This is a genomic window from Clostridium sp. HCP1S3_C6, assembly GCF_052066735.1.
In the GTDB taxonomy this organism is placed as follows: Bacteria; Bacillota; Clostridia; order Clostridiales; family Clostridiaceae; genus Clostridium.
Window position 1 is genome coordinate 23,516 of the sequence record NZ_JBQHRN010000024.1, and the last position, 12,520, is coordinate 36,035.

The window sequence follows — 12,520 nt, forward strand, 5'->3', positions numbered from 1 at the left end:
CATCACCTTTTACTAAAAATTAGTGTTAGTATTATAAAAATATAATATCATATAATACTAGAAAAATATAATTATTATGTTCAAGGTGTTGTAATAACTTTGTTGTCATTACTATCTAAAGTATTTTTTATATTATTTACATCTTGTGCACCTTGGTCTGTACTATTTGTGTTTTGATTATTTTGATCTTGTGTATTATTCTGCTGCACTTGGTTTTGAGAATCACTTTGATTTTCTATAACTTTAGTACCTCTTCTTATAATTGTTTCTGTAGCTGCATAATTATCTGTAGCTACTAATTCCCTATTTATTTCAACGCCATTTTCATATGTTATTTGATATGATTTAACTTTATAACCAGTATTTCCGTATGTATCAGTAATTTCAGTTCCTACTGTAAGTTCTGGATCATCAATATAACTCACACTAGGTTCTATTGTTTCTACTATCTCATTTTCCATATTATATGTTTTTCCATCTAGTGCATCTACATCTCCGTATATGTTAAATGTAACAGTTCCTCCATCTGCTATTCCTTGTATATATATAGGAAAATCGTATGGATTTTTAAACTTATAATCTATGCTTCCCCATGCTACTGTGGCATCTAAACCAAGTTTTGCATAGCCTACAGGCAATGAATGATTAAGCCTTTCTACTGATCTTATATTAGCTTTCATAACAGCTCTATATAATGTAGTTGATACTTGACATATACCTCCAGCTTCAGCTTGCTCAACTTTGTTATTTATATATACAGGTGCATCCTTATATCTTCCAATTCCCTTTTGACTTACTTCTGAATAACTAAACACTTCATCTGGCATTAAAATAGTTCCATTAACTAATGATGTAGCAAGTTCCACATTATATGCTCTATTATAATCAGATGATGAATAATCTGTTGAAAAAGAAGACATTTTATTTTTTATTTTAGCAATGTTTTCAGATTTTATAGAAGGTTCTTCTTCTATTGTTTTTACTTCAACCATTGTATCCTCTGACATATCAGAATTTAAGCCATTATTTATGTCATTTATAAGAGCATTATCATCTATTTTTATGCCAATTTTCTCTTTTTCAATAACAATTTTATTATCAACAATATTAATTTTTGCATCTTGTGGTTCCTGTTCTATTTCTTTTTTAATATTATTAATAACTTTACTAATACTATCATTGTCACATTCCATATCTAATGATATCTCATGTTTTTTACTGTTACTTTTTATAAGTTTCTTTTGCTTATATATTGAAAGATTCTTTCCATATATCAAAGCCTCTGAAACAGCTTCATCTATTTTGTATTTTACATTAAAATCTTTATATTCATATCGAATTATAGTATCATCCATAGATAATACTATAGATTTATGATTAAGTTCATTTATAAGTTTATCCTGAACTAAGTTATAAGCTTCCTGTTCACTTTTTCCACTAACGTCAATATTGCCTATAGTAACTCCATTATATATTTTATTATTCCATTCTTGTAATAATGCTTTACTAGATTTAATGTATAATAAATATGCAGTTATAGATATTATAGTAATTACTATTATAGATACAATAAATATATTTCTATTATTTTTGTTCACCAGTCACTCACCCTTTGTTTATTTTTAACTTTATCCCTCTTATATTACAATATACTTCTTCTTTTTTCTACACAAAAACATTTTTTATTATATTTATTTCATAATTCTTTAAATTGTAACTTTTGCTCTAGTCTTAGATGTTTCACCATCTTTATCAAAAGCCTCTATTGTAATATTTAAGGTTTTTGCACTAAAATTGCTTCTATTTAATGTATAAGAAGTATCATTAGGTTCTAAAGTTGCTACATAGTAATTATTTACAAATATATTGTATCCTAAAAGATCTGAACTTTTAACCTTATTCCAAGTAAGGTTTATTTTATTTCCTTCTACATTATTAACATTAAAGCCTGTAACATTTTCAGGTTGAGTTAATAATGATAAATTATCAGGTCCCCAATTAGCATCTACTAAACTATCTATTCCCTGAATTCTTAAATTCTCACTAAATTGCCATATCCTCCATCTAGTCCAACCACCTTGGTTCTTTGGGTACGGTGGATTGCCTGGAATATTTGTATACATTGCTATCCAAAGAGGCATACTTTTCAATGGATATCCTCTTCCTTGAACAAAAAAATTATCATATAAGTCAATAAAAAAAGCTCCTGTATAAAGCATTAGTTTTCTTCTTGTTTTCTTTTCGAATCTATTTTTAAACCTTTCTATCCACTCTACTAATACTTTTGTAGATATTGTCTTTTCTACAGGAGCCTCTACATCTAATGTTGGAAACAAATCACCATAATCTTTTTGTCCAAACCCTATTTGTAATATTTCTATAAAATCATCACATTGAGAATCTGCAGTAGACAAATCACTTGATGGAAGTGCATAATGATATGCTCCAACAGGAATACCATAATTACGTGCATTATTTGCATACTCTAAAAATTTTCTATCTATCCTAAACCTACCAGAACCAGAACCAGAAGAACGTAAATATAAAAAATCTATTTTTGTTGTCAGAATAGCAAAATTTACATTCTTAGTGTATTCATTTATATCTACTCCAAATAAACTTTTATTGTTTTTATTTTGCATAATTACCCCATAAATATTATTACTATTTTATAGTATTAATAATATTTTTTTTGGTGATAACTTTATATAATCTCTAAAAAATTATTCAATATTGCAGCTGTTATACCCCATATATTATAATTTTGATATTTGTAAAATAAAGTTTCATATATTCCAGTTTTAAATTTGTAATTTTCACCTCCATTTATTCTTTCAAAGGGAAAATCAGATTTTCTTTTAACTAATATATCACTGTAATATCTTTCTGGTTTATTCTTAATAAAATATTCTATAGGGACATAAAAATAATGATCTACTTCATTAGGTGATAATTTAACATTTACATTTGAATTAACTATTCCTAAAAAAGGGTGAATAATCATTCCATCATATCTAACAAAAGTATCTAGTTCATTTATAATTTCAATATTGTGTTCATCAATTCCAAGTTCCTCATATAATTCTCTTTTGGCAGCACAAATTGCTGTTTCACCATTTTCAATTCTTCCTCCCGGAAAGCATATATCCCCAGGCTGACTTTTAAGTTTTTTTGATCTTACCTCAAATAAAACATTTACATCGCCACTTATATTTATTAAAGGTATAATAATAGCTGACGCTTTTGTTTTACTTGCTCCATTTATATACTTTTGATGATTTTTAGCTTTATTAATTATACTATTAATATCTTTCATATACTTAATCTCCAATTTAAAATATATTATTACTATATGCAATAATCATTAATATAATCATAAGAAAAAAATAAGAGTATTGTATTAGCATAACTTCAACTACTAATACAACACCCATTCTTTAAGCTACCTACAAACCTTAAGAGAACCTTCTATTATTAAATCTAAAAGTTCACTATAAGTTACTCCCTTTCCCTTTGCACTCTTAGGGAAAAGACTATTTGGAGTCATTCCAGGAAGTGTATTTACCTCAAGAACATAAGGAATTCCCTCTGGAGTTACAATCATATCAACTCTTGCATAAACTTCACATTTTAAAACCTTATAAGTGTCAAAAGCCATTTTTTTCACAACTTTATTAAGCTTTTCATCAAGATTGACCACAACTTCCTCTGAGCCACCATCTGCATATTTAGCTGTATAATCAAAGAATTCATATTCCTTACTTGGTTTTATAGCAATTACCGGGAACATTTCATTTCCTAGCATTGGGCAAGTAATTTCATCACCTTTGATAAATTTTTCTATCATTACTTCTTTATCCCACTTGTATCCTTCTTCAACAGCATGTTTAATGTCTTTTTTATCTTTAATTATAAATGTAGCTACACTTGAACCTCCATGTGTTGGTTTAACAACTACAGGATAGCCCATTTTTTCAATTGCATCATAATCTATTTCTTCACCTTTTCTTATATTAATCCAAGGTGCAGTTTTAACACCAGCTGCCTTTAATAGACTTTTTGTCATATCTTTGTCCATACATGCAGCACTGCTTAAAGGGCCACATCCTGAATAAGGAATTCCAAGTGTTTGAAATACCGCTTGAACTGTTCCATCTTCACCAAATTGACCATGAAGTGCAAGAAGTGCAAAATCTATTCCTTTTACTTTGTTTACAATATCTTCTTTCTTATCTATTGCAATTTCAACAACTTCATATTTATTTTTATCTAAATTCTCAACTACTGCCTTACCACTTTGAAATGAAATTTCTCTTTCAGAAGAAATTCCTCCCATTATAACGCCAACTTTCATCATAAAAAATCCTCCGCAATTATATATACTATTTTCTAAAAATATTATATTATAAAAACCTAAAGTTATAAGTACCACTTTATCAAAATTTTTTAATACATGTGGAATAGCAAAATTCTACTTTAAATCTTTATAAAACTCACAATATTCAGAAATAGGGCACTCACTACATTTAGGTTTTCTTGCTATACAACATCTTCTTCCATGAAATATTAAAAGATGATGTGCATGAGACCACTCACTTTTATCTATTTCTTCTTGAAGCTGCTTTTCTACTTCAAGGACATTTTCTGAATGTGCAAGTCCTATTCTATTTGATACTCTGAAAACATGAGTATCCACAGCAATAGATGGTACCCCAAATGCATTAGAAAGCACAACATTTGCAGTTTTTCTGCCTGCACCTGCAAGAGATGTTATACCTTCCATAGTATTTGGTACTTCACCATTAAAATTTTCTTTAATTTGTCTAACCATCATTAATATATTTTTAGTTTTGTTTCTATATAAACCTATCTTTTTTATTCTCTCTTCTAATTCATCGCTAGTTATATTTAAAAAAGAATCTAAATCAGGATATTTACTAAATAAATCTTTTGTAACTTCATTAACTTTTTTATCTGTAGTCTGTGCTGATAGCACAGTTGCTATTAAAAGTTGAAATGGAGTTTCATAATTCAATTCACATTTAGCATCTGGATAAGTTTCTTTTAAAATATTTAATATTTTTTTTGTTTTTGCCTTCATTATTTATATACTCCTCTATAGCTTTCAGGCAATAATCTAGCAATTCCTCCCATCAAAACATTCATACATTCGTCTTCATATTCATGTTTTTCTTGTTCTTTGTTTCTTTTAGGTAAAGTTACAGCTTCTCCAAATTTAATATTTACATCAGCATTATGCCATGTTTCACCACCCATATCTCCAGTTTTGCTAATAGGAAGAAGTATTTCTGTTCCTGTTATTCCAATTGGGATAATAGTAGCTTTTGTAAGCCTTGCAAGAAGCAAAATTCCTTTTTTTCCTTCTCCCATAGCTCCATTTCTACTTCTAGTTCCTTCTGGAAATATAAAAAGATTTTCACCTGATTTTACTGCTTTAACCATAGTAGTTATGGCTTCCTTATCAGCAGAATTAGGTTTTATTTGTATACGCCTTACAAGTTCAGAACCAAGATTAGTAATTGGATCATTTGATAGCTTTACTCCTGCTACAAAGTATGGATTATATTTTTCTTTTAATATTTCACTTAAAATAAGTCCATCTGAATTGCTCAAATGATTACATATGAATATCTTAGGACCTTCATATTTTTCAACATTTTCTAAACCTTCAATCTTTATATTTGCATATTTTTTTAAATAGCCAAGCATAATTTTTTTAGCCATAAAAATTTTTATACTATTTGGACATATTTCAATTATTTTTGCAATTCCTGGTGACAACATTTTAATAATACACCTACCTTAAAAATGTTTATTGCTTAAAAGCAACCTATTTTATTATAATATTCTTTACATAAAAAGAATACCCCAAATAAGAAAATTCTTTATTTAAGGTATTCAAATTATTATTTGTAGAATTTGTTCATTACTTACTCCTAAATTTTCTCTAAATCAAAAACATTACATATAAAACTATATTACCATATCGTTATAGATAAATTGTCTCTTTCCATTAAAGTCATCAATTTCAATAATAGTAGCAGTTGTTCGTAATATATTTTTAGCTGGAACTCCAACTGCAGTAGCACCTTCTGGTACTTCCTTTAACACAACAGCATTAGCACCTATTTTTGCATTATCTCCAATTTTTATTGGTCCAAGGACCTTTGCACCAGCTCCAATTGTAACACCATTACCTACAGTTGGATGCCTTTTACCTTTATGCTTACCAGTACCACCTAAAGTTACACCATGATATAGCATTACATCATCGCCTACTTCTGCTGTTTCCCCAATAACAACTCCCATTCCATGGTCAATAAATAAACCTTTCCCTATTGTTGCTCCTGGGTGTATTTCAATACCTGTAAAGAATCTAGAAATTTGTGATATAAGCCTTGCTGTAAAAAAGCATTTATGCTTATAAAAGAAATGTCCTATCCTATAAGCAATTAATGCATGAATACAAGGATATAGCAAAAATACCTCTATCTTATTTCTAGCAGCCGGATCATTTTCTAATACTCTTTCAAGAGCATGATTTAAATTTTCAAACAAAGCCTACACTCCTTTACATAATTTTAATCGTATATTCCCATTGAAATATACTTTTCCCCTCCATCTGGGGCAATTGCTAATACCTTTTTACCCTTTCCAAGTTTCTTTCCTATTTCAATTGCTGCACACACTGCTGCACCTGATGATATTCCAACAAGTATACCTTCCTTTAATGCAATTTCTTTAGTATACTTAATTGCATCATCATCTGAAACCTTTAATACTTCATCAACTACACTTGAATCATATATTTTAGGAATAAAACCACCTCCTATTCCTTGAATCTTATGTGGTCCCGGTTTCTCTCCACTTAAAACTGCTGAATTTTCTGGTTCCATAGCAACAACTTTTATATTTTCATTTTTTTCTTTAAGCTTTTTTCCTATTCCAATAATTGTTCCACCAGTACCAACTCCAGCTATTACACAATCTAAATCTTTTATGTCATTATATATTTCTTCTGCTGTAGTTTCATAATGCTTGTCTGTATTTGCTTCATTTTCAAATTGTTGAGGAATAAAATAGCCTCCCTTTTTAGCATATTCCATAGCCTTGTCAATTGCGCCCTTCATTCCTTTACTTCCATCTGTTAATACAAGTTCAGCTCCATAAGCTTTAATTAAATCACGTCTTTCCTTACTCATATTTTCTGGCATAACAATTAAAACTTTATATCCCTTTAATCTTCCTATCATAGCAAGTCCTATTCCTGTATTACCACTTGTAGGCTCAACAATTGTCACTCCTGGCTTTAATATTCCCTCCTTTTCAGCTTTTTCTATCATTCCAAGTGCAGCCCTATCCTTAATACTACCACCTGGGTTGTTCTTTTCTATTTTTAAATATATATCTGCACAATCTTTGTCGCTAATTAAATTGTTTAATTTTAATATTGGTGTATTTCCAATCATTTCTAAAGCATTATTATAAATCATTATTTTCCCTCCAAAAAATTATAAACAAGTGGTATTTTTTATATAAAAAAAAGTCCCTATATACATAGAGACGAAAATTTTCGCGGTTCCACTCTAACTTAAACTAATCTAATAGTTTCACTCATGGCAAGGTACATAAAATACCCTTTCGCTATAACGGGCGATACCGTAAAATCCTACTTAATTCAGATATAAACTCCAAAGGGCACTTCACATTTCTTATAGATAAAAAGCTCTCAGCATACTTTTTTCTCTGTAATCCTCCAAAATGTTACTTTCCTTTTTCATAGTTTTTAATTCTTAGTATTATACTATGGTTTATACTTTTATTATATTCCTAATTTATGGTTTGTCAACATTTAGTTTCTTTACAAAAAAAATTTTATGCTCCCTTGTTTTTCTTTTTCCAAATAGGATAAAAATACTCATCAATTATATCTTGCATTTGAACTATTCCAACAATTATATCTTCATTATCAACAACAGCAGTTGATATTAAATTATATTTAACAGCCTGTTCTATTGCTTCATCAATATTTTCATCGCTTTTAACAGTAGTAACAGCATCTTCCATGATATCTTGAAGTTTTTTATCATCTTCACTGACAATTAAGTCTTTTAGCAAAACAGTTCCCTTTAGCTTTCCTGATTCATCAGTAACATATATATAGTACATAATATCTTCATCTGGATTCATTTCTTTTAATATTTCTTTTGTTTCACCTACTGTAACCTCAAGTCCAAAAGAAATATACTCAGTAGTCATTATACTTCCCACAGCTTCATCTTCGTATTTTAAAAGTTCATTTACTTCTTCAGCATCATCTTGCTCTAAGTTAACTAATACCTTTTCTCTCTCATCACCATCTAATTCTTCTAAAAGGTCGGCAATTTCATCATTACCCATGTTTTCTAAAAGTTCAGCTGTTTTTGTTTCTGACAAATCTTTTATTATACTACCTTTATATTCATCATCTATTTCTTCAAATGTTTCTGCTGCCAAATCTTCATCTAATGATTCAAAAACCTTCTTTCTATCTCCAGTATCTAAATCCTCTAAAATATCTGCAAGATCAGCTGGGTGTAGTGCTGAAAGCTTTGTAAAGGAATGTTCCTTTTGAAGATTTTCATTAACCATATCAATTGATTCAACATCATCCCACATAAGCATTTTACATTCATAATCTTTATGAAACAATTTATATATAGCTTTCCCAATTGATGGAATTCCCATTCTTTTAAACTTTGCAAGAGCCCCTGTTTCTACTCCAATGACTCTAAACTCTCCAGCCATTTCAGCTATTTTTAAATCATTAACTCTAACTACCTTTTTACCTGTTATATCTACTATTTTTTTATCTAATAAATGTTCTGATAAAAGATAAGTATAAGTCCTTGCAAGTATTTCTCTACTTCCTGTTGTTTTTATAATAATTCTTCCACTATTGTCTTCATTCACTGAAATAGTTCTAAATTCATAATTTGAAATGTTACCATTCTTTTTTATCTTGTAACCAATAACCCTTGGATATCCTTCATCAGTAGTAACATAAATATCTTTAAGTTCTCCTAAGGGATCTCCAAATTCATCTAAAATTTTCTTGCCTAGTATTTGTGTATAAAGAAAAATTGATAGTCTTCTCATAATTATGCTTCCTCCTTGTTCTTCCAAGAGGGCACCTAATTATACATACTATTTAATATATGAAAGTACGAATAATGCAGGCTTTTTCTCTTAGAAGATTATTCAGTTTTGGGTTATCAATACTATGAGGTCCTTCCTCCATTACTCGCACCACCTTTTATTAAAAATTCATTTTACTTCTAGCTGTAAACTCCACTATTATTATATATACTTACATATAAAAATGTAAATATTTTTTTATTATTTGTATTATAAAAATCTCTATGTTAGTATTAGGTTAAAATTAAATTAAGAGCAAACAAAATTAAGAAAAAATAAAACTTAAAGGAGAAATTTATGAAACTTGCAAAAAACTTTTTACCAATATGTAAAAAGGATTTAATAGATAGAAATATAGATATATTAGATTTCATTATAGTTACTGGAGATGCCTATGTAGACCATCCCTCATTTGGGCTATTATTGGTAGAACTCTAGAGGCTCAAGGCTTCACTGTAGGTATAATAGCACAACCTAATTGGAATAATGTCGAAGAATTCAAAATTCTCGGCAAACCAAAATATGCTTTTCTTGTAAATTCCGGGAATATAGATTCTATGGTAAACCACTATACTGCTGCAAAGAAAAAAGACATGATGATTTATATTCACCAGGTGGAAAAAGTGGTTATAGACCTGATAGAGCTGTTATAGTTTACTGCAATAAAATACGTGAAGCATATAAAGATGTTCCTTCTTATGAGGAAGTTGTAAAAGATAAAAATAAATATGGCGAAAGTTTTAAGCTTGAATCATTAGAACAAGATCCTGTTCGTGGCAAAACTATAATCCAAAGACATGGAGATAGATATTTAGTTCAAAATCCTCCTCAAGATCCTTTAACAAATGAAGAAATGGATTATACATACAATCTTCCATATATGAGAACATACCACCCAATATATAAAAAGGATGGTGGCATTCCAGCTATAAATGAAGTGAAATTTTCAATTACAAGTCATAGAGGCTGTTATGGTTCTTGTTCATTTTGTGCATTAACCTTTCACCAGGGAAGAACTATACAAACAAGAAGTGCAGATTCTATTGTAGATGAGGCAGCAAAACTTCTAAACAAATCTTCCTGATTTTAAGGGATATATTCATAATATAGGTGGTCAGCTTAAAGTTGCTCCAGAACATGTAGTTCCTAGAGTTTTAACTCAAATGGGTAAACCAACAAGAGATATTTACGATAAATTTGTAAATAAATATTTTGATATAAATAAAAAGATAAATAAGAAACAGTATCTTGTTCCTTACCTTATGTCTTCTCATCTTGGTTCCGATTTAAATGCAGCAATTGAACTTGCACAATATATTAAAAACATGGGATATACACCTAAAACTCAATCAGAAAAGAATATGCACTATATGTAAGATATTTTCTTTAGGTTAAATTAATTATCTATATTACTATTATTTAATAACTATCTATAAAAAGAACTACTTTTTATAGATAGCCCTTTTAAATAATAAAAAATATATTCTTAATTACTTTTTGGTAACTTTTTAATAACATACTTTAAAAAAATAAGACAAGGTAAATCACTTATCATTACATATGGTAGTATTCTAATTCCACACATAAATAAAATATTTTCAAATATAATAAAAGCTAAAATCAATACAAGTACAACTATATTTTTTGTTTCTGCATTTTTTTTATCCAAAAATAATATTGATATGATTAAAAGTAAACTAATTGAAAACAAATATGCAAAAGAAACCTTAAAATAATTACTAATCTCACTAATTACATATCCAAAATTTACATTGTATATAATCTTTACATTTACAAATTTAATTAATGTGAAATATGCTCCTGTAAATGATAATGCTAAGCAGTAGTTATACTTAAAATTTATATTATTTTTCTTTAGAAACACATATATAAACATTATTGTAAGCATTATAATTCCTAATGCATTAATAAAAATAGTTGACTTTAGCATATACAAATACCTTGTACTATTACAAATTCTAAAAAACATAAGTGTAATATATCTTATAAAAAATATAAGTAATGATATTTTAATATACACTTTTACTTTTATTCCAGATATTTTATCACTGTTTTTTAATAGATTAAGCAAAAAAATAATTATAAACAATAAATATATGTAGTAAATAATTCCCACAAAAACTCTCCTTACACATATTATTATTTATAATTATTATTATATTTCTTATTTTATTCCTAAAACTTTCATTCCATCCTTTATACATTTTAAATGAAGTGGGAAATCAGGTCCTCTTTCTCCGTCAATATCTGTTACTATTGATGCATTACATTCAATTACCAAATCATCTGTTTTAAAATAAATAACTTGTTGAGAATCTAAATGATCTCCTTTTAGTATCTTCACAAATAAAGGCAAAATATTTCTAATAGCAATAGCTTTTATTAATATTACATCTAAAAATCCATCTGTTACATCTGCTTTAGTAGCAAGTTTAAATCCTCCTGCTGTTTGACCATTAAATACCAAAACTAAATACATATCCCCTTCATAATTAACTTCTTTAGATTTTAACTTAACTTTTAATTTTCTAAAGTTTGGTAATTCCTCTAATCCCTTTAAATAATAGGCTAATTTTCCTATTGTATTTTTCAAGTTAATGTCAGTTTTTTGTGACACATCAGTAAAAAGACCACAGCTAGCTACATTTACAAAATATTTATCATTAATCTTTCCTATATTTACTGCTTTAGGCTTAGAATTTAAAATTTGAGCACATGCCTCTTTTACATCTGATGAAATACCTAAAAATGTACCAAAATCATTTGCTGTCCCTACAGGAAGTATTCCTACAGGTAAATCTATATTTCTTTTCATCATAGCATTTACAAGGGAATCTACCGTACCATCTCCACCTGCTATTAATATGTATTCATAAGTATCATCAATTGCATCTAAAGCTTCCTCAATACTGCTATCTTTATTTATTCTATAAGGCATTATCTGTAATCCTTTTTCTTGATGCATACTAACAACAGTATCTATTTCATTCAAAATAACATTTTCTCCAGAATATGGATTATAGATAAATCTTACTTTCTTCATATTTTTCCTCCATTTATTATCATTAAAATCAGCTAAAAGGATTATATCACCAATTTTGTATATTGTCGAGTTGACAATCTTCTATACAGACCTGAAAGGTAAATTTTTTTATCTGACCATTTTTTCTGTAAATTTAACTTTTTTATATTAATTCACATTTTTGCTATGTTTTTATGAAATTATCCACAATTATATGGTTCGGATTACCAATTTTTATTTTTGTGGATTATTTAGTTAAATTTACTCTTGCCAGACATC

General features: G+C 28.3%; 13 protein-coding genes, 1 pseudogene and 1 other annotated feature. Of the genes and pseudogenes, 3 read left to right on the forward strand and 11 right to left on the reverse strand.

Annotation, left to right across the window (positions count from 1 at the left end; all coding sequences use genetic code 11):
• Positions 1-80: 80 nt before the first annotated feature.
• The 9 genes from ACTNAO_RS09150 to ACTNAO_RS09190 form a co-directional block, all read right to left on the reverse strand.
• A complete protein-coding gene (locus ACTNAO_RS09150; RefSeq protein WP_441028449.1) occupies positions 81-1,598 on the reverse strand; it encodes a VanW family protein in 1,518 nt (505 codons plus the stop codon).
• A gap of 108 nt (positions 1,599-1,706) precedes the next feature.
• On the reverse strand, positions 1,707-2,642 hold the full coding sequence (locus tag ACTNAO_RS09155; protein WP_441028451.1) for a GH25 family lysozyme: 936 nt from the start codon (positions 2,640-2,642) through the stop codon (positions 1,707-1,709).
• Positions 2,643-2,704: 62 nt separating this feature from the next.
• Positions 2,705-3,316 carry an NUDIX hydrolase gene (locus ACTNAO_RS09160; protein ID WP_441028453.1) on the reverse strand — a complete coding sequence of 204 codons (612 nt, stop codon included), beginning with the start codon at positions 3,314-3,316 and terminating at the stop codon, positions 2,705-2,707.
• Positions 3,317-3,442: 126 nt separating this feature from the next.
• A complete protein-coding gene (locus tag ACTNAO_RS09165) occupies positions 3,443-4,354 on the reverse strand; it encodes a D-alanine--D-alanine ligase (RefSeq protein ID WP_441028473.1) in 912 nt (303 codons plus the stop codon).
• Between the two features lie 117 nt (positions 4,355-4,471).
• Complete coding sequence (gene nth / locus ACTNAO_RS09170; RefSeq protein WP_441028455.1) at positions 4,472-5,101, reverse strand: endonuclease III; 630 nt, start codon at positions 5,099-5,101, stop codon at positions 4,472-4,474.
• Entirely contained in the window at positions 5,101-5,805 is a 705-nt protein-coding gene (locus ACTNAO_RS09175) for a lysophospholipid acyltransferase family protein (RefSeq protein ID WP_441028457.1), read from the reverse strand. The genes nth and ACTNAO_RS09175 overlap by 1 nt, the downstream gene beginning before the upstream one ends.
• Before the next feature lie 189 nt (positions 5,806-5,994).
• Positions 5,995-6,579, reverse strand: a complete 585-nt coding sequence (epsC, locus tag ACTNAO_RS09180) for a serine O-acetyltransferase EpsC (protein WP_441028459.1) — start codon at positions 6,577-6,579, stop codon at positions 5,995-5,997.
• A 23-nt stretch (positions 6,580-6,602) separates the two neighbouring features.
• Positions 6,603-7,514 carry a cysteine synthase A gene (gene cysK / locus ACTNAO_RS09185; RefSeq protein ID WP_441028461.1) on the reverse strand — a complete coding sequence of 304 codons (912 nt, stop codon included), beginning with the start codon at positions 7,512-7,514 and terminating at the stop codon, positions 6,603-6,605.
• Positions 7,515-7,577: 63 nt separating this feature from the next.
• Positions 7,578-7,811 (reverse strand) — a binding site (T-box leader).
• A gap of 85 nt (positions 7,812-7,896) precedes the next feature.
• A complete protein-coding gene (locus ACTNAO_RS09190) occupies positions 7,897-9,159 on the reverse strand; it encodes a magnesium transporter (RefSeq protein ID WP_441028463.1) in 1,263 nt (420 codons plus the stop codon).
• A 336-nt stretch (positions 9,160-9,495) separates the two neighbouring features.
• Between ACTNAO_RS09190 and ACTNAO_RS09195 the strand changes: the two are divergent.
• From ACTNAO_RS09195 to ACTNAO_RS09205, 3 genes and pseudogenes are all read left to right on the forward strand, one after another.
• Positions 9,496-9,826: pseudogene (locus tag ACTNAO_RS09195) on the forward strand (YgiQ family radical SAM protein); the annotation flags it as partial.
• A 39-nt stretch (positions 9,827-9,865) separates the two neighbouring features.
• Positions 9,866-10,282 carry a hypothetical protein gene (locus ACTNAO_RS09200; RefSeq protein WP_441028475.1) on the forward strand — a complete coding sequence of 139 codons (417 nt, stop codon included), beginning with the start codon at positions 9,866-9,868 and terminating at the stop codon, positions 10,280-10,282.
• 79 nt (positions 10,283-10,361) lie between these two features.
• The gene (locus ACTNAO_RS09205; protein ID WP_441028465.1) at positions 10,362-10,574 is read left to right on the forward strand and encodes a hypothetical protein; all 213 of its coding nucleotides are present in this window, start codon (positions 10,362-10,364) and stop codon (positions 10,572-10,574) included.
• A 110-nt stretch (positions 10,575-10,684) separates the two neighbouring features.
• On the opposite strand, the gene ACTNAO_RS09210 is transcribed toward ACTNAO_RS09205, so the two are convergent.
• Both ACTNAO_RS09210 and ACTNAO_RS09215 read right to left on the reverse strand, forming a co-directional pair.
• On the reverse strand, positions 10,685-11,149 hold the full coding sequence (locus tag ACTNAO_RS09210) for a hypothetical protein (RefSeq protein ID WP_441028467.1): 465 nt from the start codon (positions 11,147-11,149) through the stop codon (positions 10,685-10,687).
• 234 nt (positions 11,150-11,383) lie between these two features.
• Positions 11,384-12,262: a YegS/Rv2252/BmrU family lipid kinase gene (locus ACTNAO_RS09215; protein WP_441028469.1), complete on the reverse strand. Its 879-nt coding sequence runs from the start codon at positions 12,260-12,262 to the stop codon at positions 11,384-11,386.
• Positions 12,263-12,520: the final 258 nt, after the last annotated feature.

What these genes read in the sequence shown, in the direction of transcription:
- ACTNAO_RS09155 (WP_441028451.1), bottom strand. Translation starts at nt 2,642, where the DNA reads ATGCAAAATAAAAACAATAAAAGTTTATTTGGAGTAGATATAAATGAA.
- ACTNAO_RS09160 (WP_441028453.1), bottom strand. Translation starts at nt 3,316, where the DNA reads ATGAAAGATATTAATAGTATAATTAATAAAGCTAAAAATCATCAAAAG.
- ACTNAO_RS09165 (WP_441028473.1), bottom strand. Translation starts at nt 4,354, where the DNA reads ATGAAAGTTGGCGTTATAATGGGAGGAATTTCTTCTGAAAGAGAAATT.
- nth (WP_441028455.1), bottom strand. Translation starts at nt 5,101, where the DNA reads ATGAAGGCAAAAACAAAAAAAATATTAAATATTTTAAAAGAAACTTAT.
- ACTNAO_RS09175 (WP_441028457.1), bottom strand. Translation starts at nt 5,805, where the DNA reads ATGTTGTCACCAGGAATTGCAAAAATAATTGAAATATGTCCAAATAGT.
- cysK (WP_441028461.1), bottom strand. Translation starts at nt 7,514, where the DNA reads ATGATTTATAATAATGCTTTAGAAATGATTGGAAATACACCAATATTA.
- ACTNAO_RS09190 (WP_441028463.1), bottom strand. Translation starts at nt 9,159, where the DNA reads ATGAGAAGACTATCAATTTTTCTTTATACACAAATACTAGGCAAGAAA.
- ACTNAO_RS09205 (WP_441028465.1), top strand. Translation starts at nt 10,362, where the DNA reads ATGGGTAAACCAACAAGAGATATTTACGATAAATTTGTAAATAAATAT.
- ACTNAO_RS09210 (WP_441028467.1), bottom strand. Translation starts at nt 11,149, where the DNA reads ATGCTAAAGTCAACTATTTTTATTAATGCATTAGGAATTATAATGCTT.
- ACTNAO_RS09215 (WP_441028469.1), bottom strand. Translation starts at nt 12,262, where the DNA reads ATGAAGAAAGTAAGATTTATCTATAATCCATATTCTGGAGAAAATGTT.